The sequence below is a fragment of the Magnetospirillum sp. ME-1 genome, from assembly GCF_002105535.1.
In the GTDB taxonomy this organism is placed as follows: domain Bacteria; phylum Pseudomonadota; class Alphaproteobacteria; order Rhodospirillales; family Magnetospirillaceae; genus Phaeospirillum.
This window is the reverse complement of the sequence record NZ_CP015848.1, coordinates 2,108,802-2,135,777: the sequence shown is the minus strand read 5'-3', so window position 1 is coordinate 2,135,777 and position 26,976 is coordinate 2,108,802. Positions and strand designations below refer to the sequence as shown.

Below are 26,976 nucleotides of genomic sequence, written 5' to 3'. Positions count from 1 at the left end.
TGCTGATTTGGCCGTGGGGAGCTGATGGGCAAAAAGGGAAGCACCAAGGGTAAGAATGGTGTCGCCCCTCGCTCTGCACCCGAAAATTACAGCCATTCAGATAATGTTAAAAACCCATTCGGCGAATCCGTTGTGGCGTCGCGGCCAGATGCAGCAAATGTCCTTGTTCCGGGTGGTGACTTTCTTCTTGTTGCTGAGTATGTCCGCCGTGGCGAGGATCTCGTCCTGGTGGGCACAGACGGCTCGCGCGTGGTCATCAGGGGCTATTTCGGCTCCGAAAACCCGCCTCCGCTGATCAATGAAACCGGAGCTGTCATCGACGCCGCTCTGGCCGGCAAGCTGGCCGGGCCACAGGCGCCGGGGCAATACGCGCAGGCGGTCGGCGGGTCGGGTGCCACCGGCATCGGCAAGGTCGAAACCCTGGCTGGCACGGTTACAGCCAAGCGGGCGGACGGGACCATCGTTGAACTGCACAAGGGCGATAACGTCCTTGAAGGCGACGTGCTACAGACCACCAAGGGGGCTTCGGTCGGCGTGGTGTTCGCCGACGGGACCTCCATGTCGCTGGGCGAGAATGGCAGACTGGTTCTCGACCACTTGGCCTATGATCCTGGCGCCAAGGTGGGTGATGCCCATCTGTCGGTGGTATCCGGCTCGTTTGCCCTGGTATCGGGCCAAATTTCCAAGACCACCCCTGATGCATTGACCCTCAAGACCCCCACCATGGTGGTGGGCATTCGTGGTACCGGTCTGGCGGGTAACGGCACGACCATCGCCATGATGGCCGAGAAGGGAAGCGTGGCTGGCGAGGTCAGCATCACCACGACGTCTGGCCAGACAATGACCCTTAATTCGGCGGGCGCGGCAGCCGTGGTGGGGCCGGGCGGTGCCATCACCCAGACCCAGATGTCGCCGTTGCAGGTAATGCAGGTTGCCGGCTCCGCGGCTGCCTCACTGCCAAATGCCGGCAACCTGCTTTCCAATGCCTATACGCAGGCGGCGCAGCAGGTCCAGCAGCAGATCCAGCAGCAACAGCAGCAACCAGGCCCCGAGGCGCCGCCACCACCACCTCCAGGCGCCCCGCCTCCGGCTTCGGCATTGCAATCACAGCAGCAGGCCAATGCGGCGCTGGTGGGTGAGGCCCAGAAACAGATCGCCGAACTGAAGCAATTCTTTCAGCAATTGGTGCAGCAGGCGCGCGAGTTTGCCGCCGTTCAGGCTCGGCAGGAATTCCATCAATTCCTGGATACCCATAATGCTGGGGACGCGGTCGCGGCGGCGCAGGCGATTTTGCTGCGCGACAGCGCGCTCAGCCACAAAAGCCTGGCATCGACTTATGCTGAACAGGCGATCGCCTACGCCGCCAGCAATGATACCTTCAATGCCAAGCAGTCCTTGGCCAGTGCCCTGGCCGAGGTGAACCTCGCTCACGATGCCGCCACCCAGGCCTTGCTGGTGGCGGCCGGGCATGGGGGGGCGGCTCTGGCCGCAGCCACCGAGGCCTCCCAGGCCTATACCGATGCCAATACCGCCTACGGTTCTGCCAGCGGTGCCATCGACAACGCCACCGGCGCATCGGCGGTGAAATGGACCGACAACTCGGCCATCGACGGACGGGTGACCGCTGATGCCGCCCTGGTGACCGCCAAGTCGAAGTCCTCCCTGGCCCACGATGCCGCCATCAGCGCGTCTAACGATGTCAGTGCCAAGCTGACTGCGCTGGAAGACCCCATGGTCCAGGCAGCCAGCACCGCCGCCAGCGAAGCGGTGGTGCGTGCTGCCCGCGACGACGTGCTGTCTAGCTATTTGAGTGCCGCCTCGGGTTATCTCACCCTGTACGGCAAGGTGGTGCCTACCGGCTTCACACCGGCCCAGGCGCAACTGGCCCTAGACGGTTATGACGTCAATACCAATTCCTCCCATTACAACGCCACAGATCTTGCCAAAGTTACGGCTTTGGAAGATGCCCTGACCATCGCCAACCGGTTCGCACAAGGGCTGGACGCATCCCAAAACAGCATCCCGGATCCACTGCTGGCGGTGTGGCGTGGTGCCTTGGATCAGGCTGCATCGGCGCTGGATACCGCCAGCGCAGCCACCATCGCGGCGGGTCTTGCCCTGGAAGCTGCTCAATCCGCCCTGGCATTGGCGGAGCAGACGGCGGCGGCATCCGCTCTGGCCTATGCTACCGCCGAGGCGGCGGTTGCGGCGGCGGCCTATGACGATGGCGTTGCCATCGGCACCGAAAAAGCGGCGGAAGCCTCGTGGCAGGCACAGACGGATGCCAAGCTGACCTCTGCCCTCAGCGACATCAAGGATGCGCTGATTTCGGCATCGGGCGCCGCCATCGCGGCCACGGCCGATGCGACCGACGCCAACGCGGCCGCCGTCGATCTTACTCATTTCAACGTCGGAATCGCGCAAGCCGCCCGCGATAACGCCGATCAGCAGGTGAGTACGGCCACCACGGCTCAGGCCAAGGCCGCCAGCCTACTCAGTGCCGCCAAGACCGCCCTGGCCGCCTATGGTCTCAATCCCGACGGCACGTCGGTTTCCGCTGATCCCACCCATATTTCCCAGGCCCTGGCTTCCAGCCAAGCGGCAGTAACCGCCGGCCAGAAGGCAGCCTTGGCGGTCTACCAACAAGCCGCTGCGGTCAAGGCGGAGCTCGATCAGAAAGTTCAGGTAGCCATCCAGCAAGATCTGGTGGCCAACCAAGCTTATGACCGGGCTGTGGCGTTCCAGAACGGTGGCGAGAGCGTACTTTACGACGCGGTGGTGGTGGCCGCCGCCAATGCCGCCTCGGCAGTTAACAGTGCCGATGCGGCGCGAGATGCAATCGCCCAAATTCTGAGCGACGTCCTGGCGACCTCTGCGCCCACCAATATCATCGGCTCGGCGCTGGCCAATTACAACGCCCAGAAGGCGATCCTGGTCGCTGCGTTGCAGAGCAAGTTCGACAGCGCCGCCAGTGACGCCCAGTTGGCCAATACCGCCTACACCGATGCCCAGGCGGCCATCACCGCGCTGGGGGCGTCCTACAGCCACGCCAACTACGACCCCAATCAGGTGCAGATCGCCTTCAACAAGGCCAGCGGCGCGGCGAACTACGCCAAGCTGGCCACCGCCCTGGTGTCGGCGGCCGCCAACGACAAGTCCAGCCTGAGCGCCATTGCCGCCGATGCCTCCGCCGCCCAGTCGCGGTCCGACGATGTGGCCGCCGCCCTAGCGGCCAAGACCTCGGCGCTGGCCGCCTATAATGCCGCCCTGGTCATCAAGATCACCCTTACCGACCAGTATTCCACCCTGTCCACCGTCTTGGGCAGTTCCAGTGACCAGACGGAATCCACGCTATGGGGCCGCTATAATCTGGCCCTGGCGGCCAAGAATGCGGTAGCCACCGGCAATGACGCCCAGGCCGCCAAGGCTGCCGCTTCCGCCTTTAACCTGATCGGCGAATCCTCCGGCACCGGTGCCCTGGCCCAGGCCATCGCCGCCAAGTCTGCCGCCGCCTCGGCCCTGGCCTCGGTCACCAGCCAGGTGAGTGCGGCACTGACTGCCAGTGACGCCGCCTCCACCGCCTATAACGATGCGGTGGCGGCCAACGCCGCCGGTACCTCCACGGCCAAAGCCCTGGGTCAGGCCAATCAGGCTCTCAGCCTGACGGAATCCGCCGCCAGCCAGGCGGCCACCTATCAGGGTAATTTCGCCACCGCCCAGGCCAGCTTTGCCAGCTCCTCCACCACCATTTCCACTCAGGAAACCAATGTGCTGGCCGCCAAGGCAAAGGTGGATCTGGCCAATACCGCGCATAATGCCGCCGATAACGCCGCGGGCTATGCCACCGATGCCCAGGTTGCCGCCAAGGCCGCACAGACGGCCGCCGATGATGCGGTCTCGACACCTGCCAATGCTTCCACCGACGTCACCACCGCCACGACCAAGGCCTCCACCGCCAAGACCGATGCCGACAGCGCCATTACCCAGATGGAAACGGCGGTGGGCGCAGCAACCAACGCCGGTGCCGGCAATCCCTCGGCGGTGACAACGTCACTTGCGACGGCGCGCGACGATCTCAAGCTTTTCGATGCGGCGATCAAGTCGCTGGATACCAAGCTGGCCGCCCACACGGCGGTGCAGGCCGATTACGATGCCGTTTCCAACAAGGCTGCCCAGGTGGTCAGCGACCTGACTTCGGTGCAGTCGGCTCTTTCGGCGGTCGGTACCAATGCCGGCGCCACGGCCAGCGAAGCCTACCGCGCCCTGCAGGCGGCCAACACCGCGAGCGTGGCGTATGGCGCGGCTCTGCAATACCGCGCCACCGCCGATGGCGTTGCCCAGGCGCAGCTTGCCAATGCGATCACGTTTTACCAATCGGCCTACACCAACGCCCTGGCGGCGGCCAATGCCTCGTTGAAGCAGGCCCAGGATTCGCTGGCGGCGGCCGGCGTGTCGGTGGCAACCACCCATGCCAATTACGTGGATCTGGCCGCGTTTGTGCCCTCGGCCAATACCACCTTGTCCGGCCTTGGCCTAACGACGCTTAGCACCAGCAGTACCAGCGGCTATGTGGCCAAGGCACTGGCAGCCGATACGTCGGCCTCTGCCGCCTATAACCTCGCGTACAATGCCTCGGCCTCGGCTACGGCGACGATCAGTGGCCTCAGTTTCGACAATACCAACGTCTCCACGGCGTTGGCCTCGTTCCAGGCGGCCAATGCCGCCGCAACGGCAGCCGCCAATTATGCCAAGACCGCGAAGGGCCAGGCGGCGGCGGCGGCCCAGTATGCCAATTCGTCCAACGCCCTGGATACCCAGGCTCATTCCGATTACGACAAGCTGTATCAGGACGGGCAGAAGGCCATCGCCCAGGCGGCCGCCAACGCCGCCCCGGTGGCGGTGGCCGATCCCAATGCCTCGCTGTTCTCCAACGGCACCACCACCATCGACGTGCTGGCCAACGACACGCGGCGCGACGGCAATCTGCTGCTGGATTTCACCGCCAACAAGAATACCAACGGCACGGCCGCCACGGTGGCCATTACCGCGGTCAGCGGCGCCGGCCACGGCACCGTGTCGGTGGTGACCCTGAATGGCCACGACCAGATTCAATACGCCCCAAGCAAGGGCTATGTGGGCACCGACACCTTCACCTATACCGTCGCCAATACGGTCAACGGCACCACCACCTACGCCTCGGCCACCGTGACGGTGACGGTCAACCAGTCCCCCAACACCGCTCCGGTGGCCGTGGCCGACACGGCCACCACCACCGATGACCACACGGCGATGTCCATCAACGTGCTGGCCAACGACACCGACGCGGATGCCGGCGACACCAAGAGTCTGGTCTCGGTCAGCCAGGGCGCCAAGGGCGGCGCCACCTCCATTGTCGGCGGCCAGGTCCAGTACACGCCCAAGGGCTTCGCCTCGCTGGCGGCGGGGCAGACCTCCACCGACACCTTCACCTATGTGATGAAGGATGCCGCCGGCGCCACCAGCACCGCCACGGTGACGGTGACGGTGACCGGCTCCAATGACGCTCCCGTGGTCAGCGACGTGGCCTTCTCGGGTCTGGCGGGCGCCACCTACAAGTTCTCTGCCAGCGATTTCGTCAGCCGTGTCTCGGACGTGGATTCCGGCGATTCCCTCAAGGCCATCCAGATCGTTGCCCTTCCCGGCAGCGGCACTCTGAAACTGAACGGTGTGGCCGTGCAGGCCGGCGATACCATCCTGGCCTCCAATCTGGGCAAGCTGACCTTCGACGGCGCCAACAATTCCTGGACCGGCACCACCACCTTCACCTGGAAGGCCATCGACAACGGCGGCAACGCCCTGTCCACCACCACCTCCACGGCCTCGGTGACCTTCGCCATCGCCAAGCAGGTGCTGACCGGCACCGCCAATGCCGAGACTCTGACGGGGTTTGCCGGCGATGACACGCTGACCGGCGGCGGCGGTGCGGACAGCCTGATCGGTGCGGCGGGCGCCGATACCTTCCGCTATCTGGCCAAGACCGATTCCACCACCAGCGCCACTGACGTCATCACCGATTTCGCCAGCGGCAGCGACAAGCTGAGCTTCGTGGGCGCGGCGGGCATGTCGGTGGTTCAGGGGGCCTATACCTTCACCACCGATCTGGCCACCACCCTGGCCAATATCGTCGCCGATACGCGCCTGCGCGACACGGCGGTGTTCTTCACCAATTCCACCGACGGCTGGCTGTACGTCAAGGGCGACGGTACCGGCGTCAGCTTCGACACCACCCTGATCAAGCTGACCGGCGTGACCTCGGCGCTGACCGCCTCCGACCTGGGCTTTTCCACCGTCCGCATGCTGGGCACCACCGGCAGCGAGACCCTGACCGGCACCGCCGGGGCCGAAGTCTTCGTGCCGGCGGGGGGCACCGACGTCATCGTGGGCGGCGGCGGCACCGACCGCCTGGCCCTGCCGGTCACCTCGGTGGTCAGCGCCGTGGCGGTGAGCGGCAATGATCTGGTCTTCACCTATGGCGGCACCGTGTCCGGCGTGGTCACGGTGCAGGGCCAGTACAGCGGCGGCTACGTGGCCGAGGTGCGGGCCGATTTCGGTACCGGATTGAAGCTCTACACCGCCGGAGCCACGGTGGGGGCGTCGGGCACCACCGGCAACGATTTGATGGTGACGGTCAACGCCGCGACGCTGAGCGGCGGCGTGGGCGACGATGCCATCTTCGGCGGCGCCAATGCCGACACCCTGATCGGCGGTGCCGGGGCCGACGCCCTGGCGGGTGGCGCCGGCAACGACGTCTATCTCTATATCAGCGCCAGCGACTCGACGTTGTCCAACATGGATTCCGTGACCCTGGTCAGCGGTCAGGACAAGATCAGCTTTTCCGGCATGAGCGGCGTCAACCTGCGCGCCGGGGCCTATACCGTTACTACCGACGTGGCCACCACGGTGGCGGCCATCAAGGTCGACGCCTCGGTGTCCAATGCCCTGGTGCAGTTTACCTTCGGCGGCGACGGCTATGCCTATGTCAAGGGCAGCGGCACGGTCGGTTCCACCAGTTATGACGGTACCCTGATCAAGCTGGTGGGCCTGTCCACCGCCGGCAGCCTGCCGGTCCTCACCGATTACACCGGCCCCACCGGCATGGTGGGCACCAGCGGTGCCGACTCGTTCGCCGCCACCGCCGGCGGAACTCTCAACATCACCAGCTTCACCAGCGGTACCGACCAGATCGTGCTGTCTGGCGCCAGCGGCTACCGCCTGCAGCGCGAGGCCTATTCCTTCACCAACGACGCCGCCACCACGGTCAGCGCCATCAACAATGATGCCAAGGTGGCGGCTGGAACCATCGTGTTCTTCACCAACGGCACCGACGGCTGGCTGACGGTGAAGGGTGCGGCCACCGGCACCAGCTATAGCGGAACCTTGGTCAAACTGGCGGGAATCACCTCGCCCCCCGCCACCTCCAGCTTGCCCGCCGTGTCGGGTGAGGTGATTTCGGGCACCACCGGCAGTGACACCCTGGTGGGCAGCACCGGGGGCGACATCTTCCGCTATCAGGGCGGCAACGACGTCATGGACGGCGGCACCGGCACCGATCTGCTGATGCTGGGCACCGACCGCATGGTCAAGGGCTTCGCCGGAGCGGGCGCCAGCGGCGTCACCCTGGCGGTGGGCTCGTCCGCCGACGATTTGGTCAGCGGCTATGTCACGGTTGCCGGCATGGAGAACATCCAGACCGATGTGGTGAAGGCGGACGGCACGGTCACCAAGGGCGCCATCCTGACCCTGGCCAGTGCCCTGGGGGCTAACGGCACCGATGGCGTGGATGACCTGATCGCCGCCGCGGGCGTCACGGACGGCGCGACGCTGGACGGCGGGACCGGCAACGACATTCTGGCCGGTTCGGCCAAGGCCGATGTCCTGCTGGGCGGCGGCGGTGACGATCTGATCATCGGTTATGGCGGCAATGACACCCTGGTGGGCGGGGCCGGTGCCGATGTGCTGCAAGGTGATGGCGGCGGTGCCACCCCGGGTGCCGATGTCTTCCGCTACGACAGCGCCACGGATTCGACCGCAGCCAACACCGACCTGATCCGGGACTTCACGCCGGGCCAGGACAAGATCGCCTTCACCGGCATGGCCGGGATGACCTATTCCTCGGCGTCCTATACCTTCACGACCAGTGCCGCGCTCACGGTGGCGGCCATCAACGCCGACGGAACCCTGGCCAATTCGGTGGTGTTCTTCACCAACGGCACCGACGGCTGGCTGTTCGTCAAGGGGGCGGGCAGTGGCACCATCTTCGACCAGACCCTGATCCGGCTGCAGGGTATCACCAAGCAGCCGTCATTGGCGGACCTGAGCGGGCCCGACGCCTATCTGGGAACCTCGGGCAGCGACGTCATGGTGGGCGGGACCGGCACCGATATCCTTGACGGTGCCGCCGGCGATGATTCCCTGACCGGTGGCCAGGGCGCCGACACCCTGACCGGCGGTTCGGGTGCGGATCACTTCATCTACAATTCGGCCCTGGATTCCACCCGAAGCGCGCCCGATACCATCACCGATTTCACCCTGGGCACCGACAAGATCGATCTGGTGGGCGGCGCCGGCTATACCCTGAAGGCCAACGCCTACACCTTCGCCACCAACGCCTCGACCACCGCCGGCAATATCGCGGCGGATTCGTCCATTGCCAGCGGCTCCATCGTCTTCTTCACCGACACCACCGATGGCTGGATCTACATCAAGGGCAACGGTTCGGGCTCTATCGGCTTCAACGATACGCTGATCAAGCTCTCCGGCATTACCACGGTGCCCTCGGCCTCCCACTTCCCCGGCGCGGTGGTGGGCGAGATTCTCGGCACCTCGGGTGACGATGTCATGACCGGCGGTTCCAGTCCGGACATCCTGGGTGGCTTGGGCGGCAACGACACCCTGACCGGCGGTTTTGGAGCGGACACTCTGACCGGCGGCGCCGGGGCGGACCACTTCGTCTACACCTCTGCCCAGGATTCCGGCCGCAACGCCCCCGACATCATTGCCGACTTCACCTCGGGCATCGATACGATCGATCTGGTGGGGGCGGCGGGTTATGTGCTCAACAGCGTCGCCTACACCTTCGCCACCAGTGCGACTGCCACCGCCGCAGCCATTGCCGCCGATGCCACGGTTCCCAGCGGCACCATCGTGTTCTTTACCGACAACACCAATGGCTGGGTCTATGTCAAGGGCGCCGGCACGGGTGCGGTGGGCTTCAACGACACGCTGATCAAGCTGACCGGTGTTACGACCGTACCGGCGGCGGCCGACTTCCCCAATGCGGTGTCTGGACAGATCACCCTGGGCACATCCGGCGATGACGTTCTTATCGGAAGTAGCACCGCCGACCGCATCAGCGGCGGCCTAGGGAACGATATCATCACTGGCGGTGTGGGGGCCGATACCCTTACCGGCGGCAGCGGCAGCGACATTTTCCGCTATACCTCGGCCTCGGAATCTACCGTCGCGGCCCCAGACGTGATCACCGATTTTGTCTCGGGCACGGACAAGATCGATCTGGTTGTTGCCGCCGGCTATAGCCTCCAGCGCAGCTATGCCCTGGACACCACGGGTTCGACCCTGGCCGCCAAACTGACCAATACCATCGCCTCCATCGAAGCCGATGCCAAGATGGGCGACGCGGTGGTGTTCCTCACCGACGGCTCCAACGGTTGGCTCTATGTGCGTGGCGCGGGAACGGGGGCCACCTCCTATTCCGGCACCCTGATCAACCTGACCGGCGTCACCACGGCGCTCCAGGTGGCCGACATCAACGGTACCTCAGGCGTACAGATCAAAGGCACGACCAGCGCCGATGTGATCACTGGAACCAGCCTGTCCGACATGATCGTCGCCGGTGGGGGTGCCGATACCATTACCGGCGGGGCTGGGGCCGACACCTTTATCCTGGGCGATGCCACGGAATCCACTGCCTCGGCGACCGACGTGATCACCGATTTCGTCTCCGGCACCGACAAGCTCAATTTCAGCGGTGCGGGCTACAAGCTGATTCACGGTGTCTATCCGCTGTCGGCCGGTGCCTCCACGGCGGCCAAGGTGACCAATACCGTCGCCGCCATCAATGCCGATTCGTCCATCAGCAGCGGCGTTGTGTTCTTCACCGACGGAACAGATGGCTGGGTGAGCGTTAAGGGGGCCGGGACCGGGACGAGCTTCAGCGGCACGCTGGTCAAGCTGTCGGGTGTGACTACCAGTCTAGCGGCTGAGGACATACTTGGCCTTTCTGGTACCAACGTCCTCGACAAGCAGATCCTGTTGGCCAGCGCCTCAGATATCGCCACCACCAACATCGCCCCAACCGGCGGCGGCGGCTCGCTGACCCTCAAGGCGGCGGCACCTGGCGATGTGTTCGGCTATTCACTGTTCGACGGCACCAATTCGGTCGGCAGCCTGTCTACGTCCCATGGCACGGTGACCATTGACGCGGCGACCGGCCATTACACCTTCACCCCCAATGCAGGGGCGGCAGCCATCGCCGTTGGTTCTCCGACGGTGACGGACACGTTCTCGGTCAAGGTCGTCGAGACCGGCAGCGGCCTGTCCGCCATCTATGCCGGCACCATCAGCATCAGCGCCCCGTCCACGGGCACGGTCGCCAACGAGACCTTCACCGCAAGTTCCGGCAACGACACCATCACCGGCGGTGGCGGCATCGACATGGTGCTGTTCGCCAACGGCCAGAACACCTACCAGCTGTCCGCCAATGCCGGTGGGACCGTGACGGTGGCTGGGTCCTCCGATGGCACAGACAACTTGGTCGGTATCACCACTCTCGGCTTCAGCACCGGCGTTGCCTCGGTGACGATCAGCGGCGCCGCAGGCAACCAGACCCTGACGGCCGGTATGGGTGCCGATATCATCAATCTGGGGAGCGGGTTCAAAGCCATCACACTGGATGGCGGTAACGATACCCTTACTGTATCCGGCACCGATCTCGGTGCCATGGCTCTGGTGGATGGCGGAGCGGGTAACGATATCCTGCGCCTGACAGCCGTGCCGAGCTTCGTTCCCGCTACTGCTATTGCTGGGGTGAGCGGCTTCGAGACCTTGAGTCTGGCGGGAGGGGCACAGGGGCAAACGGTGGTTCTGGCGGGCACAGGCGGTGGTGCCACCATCAACACCGTGGACGGCTCGGGAAATTTCGCTGGTGTAAGCGTGGATGCCGGTGCACGGAGTATTGGGATCTCCGTTGTTGGTGGCCTTGGCAACGACACCTTCACCGGCGGCCTAGGCAACGACAGGTTCGTTGGTGGCGCCGGTGCCGATATGGCGGTGTTTCACGGCGCAGAGACTGGCTACCGGATCAGCCTCTCCAGCGGCACCATTACAGTCACCGACATCGACACTACCAACGGGAATGATGGCGCGGATACTCTGTCTGGCGTCGAGATGTTGCAGTTCAGCGACAGAGTGCTGACCGTTACCTCTACATTGGACGCCGCCGGCACACTCAGCGTGACCGGGGCCCAAAGCCTGGTCAATTCCGTCAGCACCGCCGGCGAAGAAATCTCTCCCAGCGTGGGGGCCCTGACCGACGGCCGCTACGTCGTGACCTGGGTGGACACCCGGGCCGACGGGCTGTCGGCCAATGCCACCATCTATGCCCGCGTCTACAATGCCGACGGCACGCCCGCGGGCGCGGAGTTCCAAGTCAATTCCGCCTCGGCGACGGGCATCTCGGGGAACCTGAGCTTCACCGACATCAACGGTACCACAAGTGCCCAGGCCATCGTCACGCCGACCAGCATCTCGCCCGCTGGCAATTATTATGAGAACCCCACTGTGGTGGGGCTGTCTGGGGGCGGTTTCGTGGTGTCGTGGGACGCCAATACCGGCCATGGCGTCATGGCCCGGGTGTTCGATTCCGGCGGTAATCCGGTTGGTCCTGACGCCATTTTCCCCGAGATCTTTGGCGGCTACCAAGTGGGGCCAAGCATCGTACCGGTCAGCGGCGGCGGTTTCGCCGCTGTCTGGGACGTCACCGGTGGCAGCGGCGGCAATGCCGGGGACAAGGCGGTCGTCCGCATGTTTGACGCCGGCGGTCAGGCGATCGGCAACGAATTCCAGTTTGCCGGGCCGGCAGCTGGCCCGTCCAGCGCAGTGGCCCTGGCCAACGGTGACCTCGTGGTGTCTTACACGAGCTATCCCGCGAGCGGCCCCACCCAGGTCTACGCCGGGCAGCTCCATTACAATGGTGGTACCGGAGAATGGAGCTGGGTATCCGCGCCGCTCCGGGTCGATCCCGCCAACGGTATCAGCTACAACGGCGTGGTTACGGCGCTCAGCGGTGGCGGCTATGCCGTGGTGCTGGGAGGAAGTGACCAGGGCGCCCAACTGCAGATGTTCAACGCCAACGGCAGCAAGAATGGCGTGCTGATGGATCTGACGGCGCTTATGCCTGACAATTACGGCATCAGCGGCACGTCCTATGCCCTTACGGCCCTGTCCAATGGCGGCATGCTGCTCAGTTGGAGCAATACCAGCGGCGCGGTGCCCGGTGGCGAAGTGTTCGCCCAGCAACTGACCTCGGCCGGCGGGTTCGTCGGTATTCCGTTCCAGGTGTCGGCCAATCCCATTCAAGGCAGTGCCTATGCCGGGGCAATGCCGAAATCAGTCCTGCTGGCCGATGGGTCGGTGGCTTTTACCTGGCACGGCTTTGATGCCGCCAATTCCGGCGGGATCTATACCGGCAAGCTGGCTCTGCCGCAAATTACGACGCTGACCGGTTCAGCCAATGCCGACATCATCGATGTGGGCGCGGGCTTTAGCGCCGTTGATGCTGGCGGTGGCAACGATATCATCAAGATAAACGCTGCGGACCTTCAGTCCGTGACCTCGATCATTGGCGGACTTGGCTCTGACACCTTGATTGTCTCGGGCAGCACCTTCCTGGGGCCGAGCTACTTCAACAAAATGAGTGGGATCGAGCTGGTCTCGATCAACGGTGCGGGGCCCTTCACTTTGCTGGGGGGAGCGGGAGCCGATACTGTCAGCGGCAGTGCGGGCAGCGATTCATTCGACGGCGGTGCGGGCGTCGATGGAATGGTGTTCAACGGCTCGGAGGCTGGATACAGATTCAGCGCCTTCAACGGCACCCTCACGGTAACCGACACCGACACCACCAACGGCAACACCGGAAACGACTCCCTGGTCGGTGTCGAAAATCTGATTTTCACAAACAATACAACGCTGGGCGTCGTCGCTATCCCGGCCAGTTTGGGAACCTTAGCGGTCGCGGGGACACCTGAAGCAGTCAATACCCTGAATTACGGCCTCACATACGGCGAGCCGGTGGCTCAGGCGGCTTTGACCGGTGGCGGTTATGTGGTGGCTTGGCGCTACAAGCTCCAGGACTCGGACAGCGACATATACCTGCAGCGCTATAATGCCCTGGGGCAAGCCGTGCATCTGGATGGTGTCACCCTCGGCAACGAGCAGTGCCAGGTCAACACGACAACAGCATCTTACCAATTGTCGCCGTCCATGGCGGCATTGCCCAACGGCGGCTTCGCCATTGCCTGGGGCAGCTACGGCCAGGACAACACTCTTCAAAGCGATTGGGGAGTGTACGTCAAGGTCTACGGCGCAAATGGTGCCGAGGGTAGCGAGACTCTGGTCAACGCCACCGTCGAGGGCGATCAGGGTGTTCCTCGTATCACCCAGATCCCCGCCGGAGTGGCTGGCGACCTTCCCGATGGTGGCTTTCTTGTCGTCTTTGAGGCGATGGGGGAAACCGGCACCCACGACATCTATGGCCAGAGGTTTGATATCACCGGTGCCAAGGTTGGCGGACAGTTCCCGGTAACGACGACGGCGGCCGTCGATGAATTTACGAGTTCGATCTGTACGCTGGGCAATGGCGATGTGGTGCTGGCTACTCATATCTGGGGACAGGAACCCAATTCGGATGGTAGCGGCGGAGTCTATATCCAGCGCATTAGCCCGTCCGGGGCCCTCCTGGGCACTGCGACCCTGGTAAACACCGCGCAAGCTTATGACCAGTATCAGGGAAGCCTCGCCGCCCTGAATGATGGCGGTTTCATCATCGTCTGGATGAATGACCCGGATGCGACCTACACAGCTTGCGACATCCGTGGGCAGCGCTTCGATGCACTGGGCAATCCGATGCATCGCGATGGGATCACGCCCGGAGCCGATGAATTCACTCTTAACGCGCCGGGTAGCTACAACCGGACATTCCCCAATGTCACGGCGATGTCCGACGGCGGCTTCGTCGCTGCCTGGAACAATAACGACAACAACGGGCATAACGCCCATGTCGGCCAGCGTTTCGACGCCTTGGGGGCTGCTGTGGGCGGTGAATTCACGGTAGCTGATGTCGGAATGGGCAATGCCGCGCAGCAGGTCACCGTCACTGCCGATGGACGTCTTGTGGTCACCTGGGAGGATACGGGCTGGCTCTATACTCAGCACTTTGAGGAGATTGGGGGGCGTCCATCTGGATATGGCCTTATCGGCAGCGACAATGGCGACGTGCTTGAGGTTGGCTCTGGGCTCGCCTCGATCGATGCCGGAGGCGGCAACGACATCATCAAGATGAGCGCGGAGGATTTGGCTAACGTCGTTACCGTACTGGGGGGGAGTGGTACGGACACCCTGATACTTTCTGGTTCAGGTGCCCTGGATGCAGCACTCCTGGGCAAGGTTTCGGGTGTTGAAAGTTTGAGCCTCAGCGGAGCAGGCAATATTGCCTTGCAACTTTCTGCAGGCGCCGGCTTTGCCTCCATCGACGCCAGCACGACGACCGGCACTATAAGTCTGGATGCGTCGAGCAGTACCACCGGCGTGACGTTGGTGGCCGGCTCGGGCCCGGTCTCCATGATGGGCGGCATCGGTACCGACATGGTTCAACTGCAGATGTCGGAGAGCACAGCAGTCTTCAGCAGTTCCAAGGATGGGCTGCATGTGGATGGAGCCGGCCAACTCGACGCCCACGGCATTGAGCTGTTGCACTTTAGTGGTGGCGCGACCATCGGAATCGGCAGCGCAGTAGTGCCGGGTATCGGCGAAGTGCTGATAAACTCAACCACCGTTGGGAATCAAGACCATCCGTGCATCGCTGGACTTGGCAGTGGTGGATATGTGGTCGCCTGGGCGGATGTAAGTGGCTCTGCCGACGATTCCAGCGGGGTGCGCTGCCAGATATTCTCGGCCGCCGGCACAATGGTTGGCCCGGAACTTCTGGTCAACACAAACACCCCAGGCATCCAATTCGAGCCAGCGGTCGCCTCCCTGATGGGGGGCGGGTTTGTCGTGAGCTGGACACACGGGGCGGGGGGCGTCAGTGGGGACAATTCAGGGGCTGCCTTATGTGGGCAGGTCTTTGCGGAAGATGGTAGTCGGATTGGAACCGAGTTTACCGTCAATACTACGGCAGACTATTGGCAGTCAGAGTCCAGTGTCGCCGCCCTCTCAGATGGTGGCTTTGTCGTCGTTTGGCGAGACGGAAGCGGTAGTCCCGATGATTCTGACGGCTCGGCAATTCGGGGCCAGCATTTCAATGCAGCCGGGAATAGGGTCGGTAGTGAATTTCTAGTCAATACAACGACGCAATCCTCCCAGTTTGAGCCCAGTGTGACCGGTCTTAGCACCGGCGGCTTTGTCGTGGCCTGGACTGATGTGAGTGGTGCTGGCCCGAATGACGTTGAATTCTCTGCAATTCGTGGCCGGTTATTCGCTGCTGATGGAACTCCATTCGGCGATGACTTCGAAATAAACACAACATACGTGGATTATCAGAGTACTCCTTGTGTCACTGGGCTTGCCGGCGGCAAGTTCGTAGCAACCTGGACGGATACCGATGATGACAGCTTCTGGGCATTGCGTGGGCAGGTATTCAATGCTGATGGAACCATGTCGGGCGCTGAATTCGTCGTCGGAGGCGAACTCGGGGATGAAGAAGACGCAAGCATAGCTACGCTGGCCGGTGGCGGCTTCGTTGTTACCTGGACGGACTGGGATCGTGCAGGCCTGGATCAGTCGGGATCCGCCGTGCACGGCCAGCTCTTTAGCGCTGATGGCGGCAAGATCGGTTCCGAGTTCGAGATCAATTCCACGGAATACGGCAGCCAGGCCTATCCGACGGTCACCGGTTTGGCCGATGGCGGATTCATGGTGGCGTGGTCAACCTACGAGGAGAATGGCTGGTCAACCGATATTGTTGGTCAGCGTTTTGACTCTCTGGGCCGCCCTGTGCATTCCGGCACCAAGTTGGTGGGCTCAGCTGGAGATGATTACATAAATACAACCGGCGGCATCGAGCTTATCGATGCTGGAATTGGGGGCAGCGACCGTCTGACTGCCGGCAGCACGGCCGTTACCTTCAGGATGAATGCCGGGCTTGATGCCTCCGACACCATCACCGGCGGCACTGGCGAGGATATCCTTCAGATTTCCGGCGGCACCATTGCCCCATCGGCTTTTGCCCATGTGACCGGGATCGAGACCCTAAGTGTCACGGGGGCCGCAAGCATTACCCTGGGCAGCACGGATATCTATGCGGTCGATGCTTCGGGATCTGGTGGTCACGTGGTCATTGACGTTTCGGCCGATCCGTACGGCCTTCTGGTTAACGCCGGTAGTGGAGGTACCACCCTGATCGGCGGGGTTGGCGATGAGTTCTTCACGGGCGGCAGCAGCCAGGATGTTCTTCTGTTCGGTGGCGCACTTGGCGATTACACCTTCGGCAATGGTCAGGTGATTGACAGACGGGTTGCGACTACCATCGGCTATGATGGAAACGATGGCTTTTCAACCACCGCCCCAAGCATAACGCTTCAATTCGGCGATGGCCGCAGCATCGTCAGTAACGGTTATACAATGACCGTTCAGGACAATTTGGGCGGCACCATTTACGTCAACGGCGCCGAGATGGTGCTGGGCAGCGGCAACGACCACGTTTACGTTGCGTACAATCCAACAGTCGATGCTGGTGCCGGCACGGATGTCGTCCACTTCGAAGGCCGGGATTACATCAGCCAGTACGACTTCAGTGGCCTGAGCAACTTTGAGCAGGTTGCCTTCGATGCCACCTTCTCCAACCGCACCATCACCCTGGGGGCCAGTGCGGCAGGCGGTTCAATCAGCTCCATCGACGTTTCTTCCGCCGCGGGGCGGGCCCTGATCTTCGACGGTGTTGATGACCGGGCGTCAGCCATGGTCGCTCTTGGCGCAACAAGCGGTACCGTCGAACTTTGGGTCCAGATGCTCGATTGGATGCCGAACGCCACGCAGCGGATCATCGGCTGCACGGATAGTGCGGTGGCTCTGATGAGTGATGCTACGGGTGGCCTCAGGCTTCAGTGGGGCGGTAACGCGCTGTCCTGGAATTATACCAGCGACCACGTTGCCGGGTCGTGGCATCACGTTGCGATGGCCTGGGGGCCTAGTGGCAACCCAGGACAGACGGCGGTCAGTCTCTACGTTGATGGAAGTATGGCGGGCGCACCGTTGGAGGTGGCGGACACGGCGGTATCCTCGTCCAGTCTAGCATCCTGGTTGCTGGGGCAGACCTCGGGCGGAGCCGATCCGCTGGCCGGCGCGGTCGCGGACATTCGCCTGTGGTCGGTCGAGCGCGACGCCAATGAAATCAGCCATTCCTATCGCCACGAGGTGTCGAGCAGCGAAACCGGCTTGGTCTCCAACTGGGTGATGGATACGACCTCGGGGGGCGTCATCGACCGTGCCGGTGGCGACAATCCATTGACCCTGGGTGTAGGGGCGGCGCAACCGACTATCCGGACGGTATCCGGCGACCAGTATATCGATCTCACCCGGATCGGATCATCGACCGTGACCGGCAGCGCGGGCGACGACACCATCGTCGGCAGCGCTGGCAATGACGTGATGGTCTACGACGGGGCCTCCGGCGATTATCGTTTGTCGATCAACGCAGACGGAATGCTCACGGTCGCGGATCTGCGCAGCCCTTCAGGGGCTGGGTATGACGGTACCGACAGTTTGAAGAGTATCGAAACGCTGCGCTTCGGCGGCCTCAATGGTATGGATATCGCGGTAAAGGGGGGGGCTGTCGAGTGGATCGCGACGTCGCAGCAGGGATATTCGACCGATCATCCCCAGCAGGTGTTACTGGCGCAGAATGGTGTCGCGACAGGGCGCGTTCTGGTCTGGAAGGATCTTAGCGGGCAAAGCGAGGCCTCTGTCATTGCCCAGCGTTTTGACCTGGATGGCAATACGTTGGGAGCGCCCATTACCGTCAGAAATTCCCTTGGAACAACACCGCAATTCGATGCCATCGACGTGGCCGCCACGTCCGATGGCGGTTTCACCGTCGCTTACTGCTCCAATATTGACGTAGGCACTCCCTGGCAGAACCCTGACCAGCGCACTCAGGTCGTTGCCATACGCCATGTTGATGCCAATGGCACCCTTGGTGGCGAGGTGTTGATCGACAGTTCAGTGGTGGATCTGATCGATAACAACTGGATGTATACCCTCGCCCCCGCTGTGGCGGTGCAGGCGGATGGGTCATACGCGGTGGCTTGGTTCACTCATACCGGGGCTGGCGACACTCTCACCGTGCAGCGCTTCGCCGCCAACGGCACGGCCGGCGTGGCGGAAACCTATTCCAGCGCCTATGTGCATCCGGCTGGCGGCTTGTCCCTGGACGCCGTGCCCGGCGGTGGATATGTCCTGACCTGGGCCGACAACAACACCGTCAATGTCAGCCGGGTTGGCGCCACCAGCGGCCATACCAGCCCGGTGGTTCTCGGCGACGCCCCGCCCGATTGGTTTACCAATCATCCTGACCTGTCGCCAGGCTGGTATAGCGGGAGTTGGGAGATCAGCACCACGGTGCTTCCCGATGGCCGATCGATCACCGTCTGGTACGGTTATGAGCCGAATTCCAGCAACGCGGGCTCTCCACAACTCCTTTTGGGGCGGATGGTGGATGCCCAGGGTGTGTTGGTGGGGACGGAACTGACCCAGCTGACAGCGGCGGGACCTCGCGCGATCGATCCGGCGGTCCAGACCCTGCCCGACGGTTCCTTTGTGCTCGCCTGGGCGGGAGGCGTTACCGGACAGGGCGATTCGGTTTGGGTCCAGCGCTTCACCGACCTGACCCATCCATTGGGGGCGCCGGTCGAGGTGCCGGGCTCAAACCTTGGCGGTGCAAGACAAACCGACATTATGCCCCTTCCCGACGGAAGCTTCGTGGTCAGTTGGCAGACTGTTGGCGGGTATGCCGACAGCGGCACCTATTCGCGTCGGTTCAACGCCGATGGCACTCTGTCCGGCGCGACAGTGGTGGGCACCAGCGGCAACGATGCGTTTGCATTCGGCTCCGGCATCAGCGAAGTCGATTCGGGGGGCGGTGGAAACGATGTGCTGACTGCCAGCGGCAGTGGCGCGATGTTCCGCTTCCACGGAGATTTCGATGGTAACGACATCATCACGTCCAGTGGTGGTTCTGGAGCCTTGGACCTTGGAAATGTCGGCGGAAATCTAAGCGATTCAGCCTTTGCTCATGTGACGGGCATAGCCACCCTGGCTCTCGCAGCGAGTGGCGCCACGACTTTGACGCTCGGTGCTAACGCGAGTGTCGCCGGCTTCAATACCGTTGACGGACATCTGTCCACCGCAAATCTGGTCATCGATACTTCGAACATTGTCGCCAGAACCACCCTGATCGGCGGCGCGGGTGCCGATACCCTAGCCTCTGGGGTCGGCGGTGATACCCTGACCGGCGGAACAGGAGCGGATGTTTTCAAGGTAAGTGCCTTGGCGGGTATTGCCGCAATGCCCATGGTAATCACTGACTTTGTCAGTGGTACCGACAAGCTGAATCTGTCGGCAGCGGGTGCAACTCTCAATCTGGCTTCGACCAATTGGCTTGGAAGTCTCCAAAATACGATCGATGCCCTTAACCCGCCAGATAGAGCAACAGCCTATTTTACCACCGATGGCTCGGATGGATGGTTCATCTTTAGAACGGGTGCTTTCGATGGAACCGTGATCCAACTGTCCGGGGTGACCATCGCACCGGTTGCGTCGGATCTATTGGGGCCATCCATCAACCTGCTCAATATGCCTCCCGTCATTGTCAGTGCTGAAACTCAAATCACCCCTGTGGGAACAGCATTGGCAGGCTCGGTCATCGCCACCGATGCCGATGGCGATCCGGTGGGCTTTACGCTGACGGCTGGCGGAACGGCATCTGCGACGGCGCATGGCACTGTCACTCTCAACAGCGCGACAGGGGTTTACGACTACACGCCCTCTGCCGGCTTCTATGGCACGGACAGCTTCGGTGTAACGGCCACGGATGGTCATGGCGGTATTACGACTTCCATCATCAATGTGGAGGTTTACCGTCCCGGTATAGACGACGTGACGCTGTCCGGCTCTCTCTCGTCGTATAGCTTCACGCAAAGTGCGGGGACGTTGACCGCAAACGGTGCGAATACCATCGCCGTCACGGGAAGCAAGGTTCTCCACTTCACCGACGGGGACGTTGTGGCGACGTCGCTGGGTGAGTTCCGTGCCAACAGCACGGTTGCGGGCGACCAGCATACCATGACGGCGACGGCGCTGGCCGATGGCGGCTATTTGGTGGCGTGGCATGTCTACAACCAAGACGGCAATGGCTGGGGGATTTTCGGTCAGCGCTATGACGCATTGGGCGTGGCGGTGGGCGGGGAGATGCGCCTGAACGTCACCTCGACGGGTGGGGATCAGATGACACCCTCCATCACCGCTCTGGCCGATGGCGGCTTTGTTGCCACCTGGCAGATGGGCGATGGCTGGAACTGGGGCATCTACGGCCAGCGTTTCGATGCCGGTGGCATGGCGGTTGGGCCTGAATTCCGGGCCAACAGCTATACCAACGACACCCAGTCGGAATCGGCGGTGGTCGGGCTGGCGGGTGGCGGCTTCGTGGTGACCTGGCAGAGCTACTGGCAGGACGGGGAATACTGGGGTGTGTTTGGCCAGCGCTATGACGCGAACGGCGTGGCGGCGGGCTCGGAGTTCCGCATCAACACCACGCCTTACAGCGAGCAGCTGAATGTTTCCGTGGCGGCGTTGTCGGACGGCGGCTTTGTCGCCACCTGGCAGAGCCAGGGTCAGGATGGCAATGGCTGGGGCATTTATGGTCAGCGCTATAACGCGAGTGGCGTGGCGCAGGGGCCTGAGTTCCGGGTCAACAGCTATACTTGGGCGGAGCAATCGACGTCGTCGGTGGCCGGTTTGGCGGGTGGCGGCTTCGTGGTGACCTGGCAGAGCGATGGCCAGGACGGAAACTACCTTGGGGTATTCGGCCAGCGCTATGACGCCTCCGGCGTGGTGGTTGGCGCGGAATTCCAGGTCAACACGACGACGTCGTCGCATCAGGCGGTGCCGTCGGTGACGGGACTGGTGGGCGGCGGCTTCGTAGTGACTTGGCAGAGCTACGCCCAGGATGGCTCTGCCTATGGCATCTATGGCCAGCGCTATGACGCCAATGGCGCGATGCAGGGGGCAGAGTTCCAGGTCAACAGCTACACGGCGGGGGATCAAGCCACACCGGTGGTGACGGCGCTGACCGATGGCGGCTTCCTGGTTGCGTGGCACAGCTATGGCGAAGACGGGTCGGGCTGGGGGCTTTATGGCCAACGCTATGACGCATCGGGCAACGCGCTGGCGCTGGAGCTGACCGGAACGGCGGGAGCCGACGTGCTGCATGTGGGTCTGGGCATCGGCATCGTCGATGGCGGGGCCGGCAATGACACGGTGGTGCTGGCTGCCGGCGGCTCGACGGTGGATCTGTTCAACGTGGAGACGGTGACGGGCGGGGCCGGTAACGATCTGGTCTCGGTCAACGGTGCCGTGCTCGACACCAACGGTGCGGGCCGGGTCTACGACGGCGGGGCCGGCGCCGACGGTCTGAACATCACCAGCAGCACGGCCCTGACCCTGGATGCCGCCGAACTGGCCGGCATTACCAATTGGGAGGCCTGGCAATTGGGCTCGCCGCAGGCCTACAGCCTGACCCTGGCGGACAGCTCCAACACCGGCGGCCTGAAGATCAACGCCGCCAGCGCCGCCTCTGCCGTGGTGGACGGCTCGGCCGAGACCAGCGCCGCGCTGACCGTGCTGGGCAGCGCCGGAAATGACACAATAACCGGTGGTGCCGGAGCCGATACCTTCAGCGGCGGATTGGGCAATGATCGGTTGGTGGGAAATGCCGGGGCCGACACCCTGATCGGCGGGCTCGGGTCGGATACGCTGGTCGGTGGCGCCGGCAACGACGATCTGGACGGCGGCGCCGGCGACATGGGGCTTGATCGTGCCGTCTTCACCGGTAACCGCGCCGACTATGTGTTCGATGCGACGGTAGTGGATGGCCAGGGCTACTTCACGATTACCGGCAGTGACGGCGTTGACCGGGTCCGGAACGTGGAGAAGTTGGTCTTCGCCGACCAGGTGGTGGACCTGCCCTCGCTGCTGGTGGGTTCGGACGGGCCCGACACCCTGGTCGGCGGCACGGCCAACGATACGCTGATGGGCAATGGCGGGCTCGATACGGCGGTGTTCACCGGGGCGATGTCGTCCTACACCCTGTCGCAGTCCGGCGGCACCCTGACGGTGTCCGGCCCGGACGGGACGGATACATTAAGCGGGGTCGAGACGCTGCGGTTTGCCGACGGGGACGTTGTGGCGACGTCGCTGGGTGAGTTCCGTGCCAACAGCACGGTTGCGGGCGACCAGCATACCATGACGGCGACGGCGCTGGCCGATGGCGGCTATTTGGTGGCGTGGCATGTCTACAACCAAGACGGCAATGGCTGGGGGATTTTCGGTCAGCGCTATGACGCATTGGGCGTGGCGGTGGGCGGGGAGATGCGCCTGAACGTCACCTCGACGGGTGGGGATCAGATGACACCCTCCATCACCGCTCTGGCCGATGGCGGCTTTGTTGCCACCTGGCAGATGGGCGATGGCTGGAACTGGGGCATCTACGGCCAGCGTTTCGATGCCGGTGGCATGGCGGTTGGGCCTGAATTCCGGGCCAACAGCTATACCAACGACACCCAGTCGGAATCGGCGGTGGTCGGGCTGGCGGGTGGCGGCTTCGTGGTGACCTGGCAGAGCTACTGGCAGGACGGGGAATACTGGGGTGTGTTTGGCCAGCGCTATGACGCGAACGGCGTGGCGGCGGGCTCGGAGTTCCGCATCAACACCACGCCTTACAGCGAGCAGCTGAATGTTTCCGTGGCGGCGTTGTCGGACGGCGGCTTTGTCGCCACCTGGCAGAGCCAGGGTCAGGATGGCAATGGCTGGGGCATTTATGGTCAGCGCTATAACGCGAGTGGCGTGGCGCAGGGGCCTGAGTTCCGGGTCAACAGCTATACTTGGGCGGAGCAATCGACGTCGTCGGTGGCCGGTTTGGCGGGTGGCGGCTTCGTGGTGACCTGGCAGAGCGATGGCCAGGACGGAAACTACCTTGGGGTATTCGGCCAGCGCTATGACGCCTCCGGCGTGGTGGTTGGCGCGGAATTCCAGGTCAACACGACGACGTCGTCGCATCAGGCGGTGCCGTCGGTGACGGGACTGGTGGGCGGCGGCTTCGTAGTGACTTGGCAGAGCTACGCCCAGGATGGCTCTGCCTATGGCATCTATGGCCAGCGCTATGACGCCAATGGCGCGATGCAGGGGGCAGAGTTCCAGGTCAACAGCTACACGGCGGGGGATCAAGCCACACCGGTGGTGACGGCGCTGACCGATGGCGGCTTCCTGGTTGCGTGGCACAGCTATGGCGAAGACGGGTCGGGCTGGGGGCTTTATGGCCAACGCTATGACGCATCGGGCAACGCGCTGGCGCTGGAGCTGACCGGAACGGCGGGAGCCGACGTGCTGCATGTGGGTCTGGGCATCGGCATCGTCGATGGCGGGGCCGGCAATGACACGGTGGTGCTGGCTGCCGGCGGCTCGACGGTGGATCTGTTCAACGTGGAGACGGTGACGGGCGGGGCCGGTAACGATCTGGTCTCGGTCAACGGTGCCGTGCTCGACACCAACGGTGCGGGCCGGGTTTACGACGGCGGGGCCGGCGCCGACGGACTGAACATCACCAGCAGCACGGCCCTGACCCTTGACGCCTCGGAGATGGGCGGGATCAGCAACTGGGAGACGGTGACGCTTGGTTCGCAGCAGGCCTACCACCTGACGCTGGCGGATGGCACCAACACCAATGGCCTGGCCGTCAACGCGTCGAGCGCGGCCTCGGTGGTGCTGGACGGCTCGGCGGAGACTGGGGCATCGCTGACGGTGACGGGCAGCGCCGGCAACGACACCCTGGTCGGCGGCGCCGGCAATGATACTCTTTATGGCGGCGGCGGCTGGGACAAAGCGGTATTCAGCTCCGGTTCCTCGGCCTATAGCCTGTCTTACGCAGCAGGCGTACTGACGGTCAGCGGTGCCGACGGAATCGATCAGCTAAGCAGCATCGAAACCTTGTCCTTCGCCGGTCAGACGTGGACCGTTACCTCCGCCGACACCCGAATCAACTCCACTTCGGTCAATGCCCAAGGCATGTCATCGGTGGCGGCGCTGGGGGACGGTGGCTATGTGGTGGCCTGGAATAGCTACCTACAGGATGGCTCGGATTACGGCGTCTATGCCCAACGCTTTGACGCGCAGGGCACGGCCCAGGGGGCCGAATTCCGGGTCAACACCACCACCGCCGCGATCCAGCAGGGAGCCTCGGTGACCGGGCTGGCCGGGGGCGGTTACATCGTCAGCTGGATGAGTTATCCCCAGGACGGAAGCAGTTGGGGCGTCTACTGCCAGCAATATAGCGCCGCCGGGGTGGCGGTGGGCAGCGAATTCCGCGCCAACACCACCACGGCCAATGCGCAATTCTACCCGTCGGTTGCCGCACTTTCCGATGGGGGATATCTGGTCAGTTGGGGTAGCACCCTGCAGGACGGCTCGGTCGCAGGAGTCTACGCACAGCGTTACAGCGCCGCCGGCCTTGCCCAAGGATCGGAGTTCGCCATCAACACCACCACGGCCGACGACCAGAATTATCCCGCTGTCGCGGGCTTGGCCGGAGGCGGATTCGTGGTGGCCTGGCATTCCAACCTGCAAGACGGGGCGGGCTATGGCGTGTATGCCCAGCGCTACTCGTCTTCGGGCGTCGCTCTGGGGGCCGAGACGCGGGTCAACACCGCCACCGCCAATTCCCAGGACTATCCGGCCATTGCCGCCCTGAAAGGCGGCGGTTACGTCGTGGTCTGGCAAAGCGATCTTCAAGATGGCCAGTTCCGGGGGATTTACGGACAGATCTATGACGCATCGGGTACGGCGCAGGGTTCGGAGTTCCGGGCCAATGCCACCACGGTGGGATCCCAGATCTTCCCGGCCGTCGCGTCCACCAGCGATGGTGGGTTCGTGGTCACCTGGTCGGGAACGGCGGACGGATCAGGATATGGGGTCAATGGCCAACGCTTCAATGCTGCAGGTCTCCCGGTAGGACCGGAATTCCAGGCCAACGCCTTTGCTGGCGGCTATCAGGCCAACACCGCCGTGGCCGGATTGAGCGACGGCAGCGTTCTGGTCACCTGGGATAGCCAGGACCCTTCGGCCTCGGGCATCTTTGCCCGGCGCTTCGATGCAACGGGACAGGCGGTGGGTTCGGGCGCGCGGGCTCTGGTGGGCAGCACCCTCGCCGATACCTTCCAGATCGCAGGCGGCATTTCCCAGGTCGATGGGCTGGCCGGAAACGATACCGCTGTGCTGACCGCCAGCGGGACCTACTTCTTGCAGAACGTTGAAACCCTGAGTGGTTCTTCGGGCAATGACACGGTGTTTGTGGATGGCGCCATCCTGGATACCAACGGAGCCGGGCGCCCGTATGAGGGCGGCTTGGGCCTGGATCAGTTGTATGTGACGGGTGTTGCCAACCTGACTCTCTCGGCTGCCGAAATGGCGGGCATTATCGGCTGGGAGCAAATCGTCTTCGCGTCCAATCTGGCGCTGAACCTGACGCTGATCGATGCGAACAACGACACATCTCTGGCCATCGACGCCAGCCAGTCGTCAAGCGTGGTCGTTGACGCCAGTGCCGAAACCAGCGCGTCCTTGTCCGTGTTCGGCGGTGCGGGGGCCGACACCCTGACCGGCGGCGGCGGCAACGATATGTTCAGCGGCGGAGCGGGCAACGACCTGTTCCAGTTCAATGCTGGCCACTTCGACAGTTTCGATAGTGTCAATGGCGGGGCTGGAAACGATACGTTAGTGGTTAGCGATCAAAACCTGATTGACACCAATCTTGTTCATGTTCTGAGCGTTGAAAGCTTGGTCGTCAGCAGCGCCGGGGTCCAATCGGTCACGCTGGGATCGAACGCCACAACAGCTGGGATCACTTATGTGGATGTTCACGGCATTCTGGGAGGGGCAAGCGTCGATGTCACTGCCATGTTGTCGGCCATGACCGTCATCGGCGGAACGGGCAACGACACCATCGCCGGTGGGCATGGTAACGACACACTAACCGGAGGCGGCGGTGCCAATCACTTCCAGTTCTCCAATGTTGCGTCTATTTCAAACTTAGGGACGGATCACATTACCGATTTCGTTACCGGTGTTGACAGCATCGACCTGTCGAACGCGGTGTTCCATCTCGGGACATCCGGCCCCCTGTCTACGACAGCCAATGCCCAAGAATTCGCCGTATCGGCGCAGGCCATGTCGGCTGCGGGGTTCAACTATGCAGGGGATACGAGTGCCAATGCCGGTATCATTCTCATCGGCTCCAGTTCAGGAAATGCGGGGGTACAGGTGTGGGCGACGCAAGATATTCATAACGCCTCAACCCAGAACAGCTACCAAATATCGACTATTGACGGCCACAATACATCCCAGGTCTCTTCTGCGGACTTCCATAAGATTTCATAG

Annotated in this window: 1 protein-coding gene; it reads left to right on the top strand. The window is 63.1% G+C overall.

Annotation, left to right across the window (positions count from 1 at the left end; genetic code table 11):
* The first annotated feature begins 24 nt into the window (after nt 1–24).
* The gene (locus tag WV31_RS09845; RefSeq protein ID WP_085373383.1) at nt 25–26,976 is read left to right on the top strand and encodes a M10 family metallopeptidase C-terminal domain-containing protein; all 26,952 of its coding nucleotides are present in this window, start codon (nt 25–27) and stop codon (nt 26,974–26,976) included.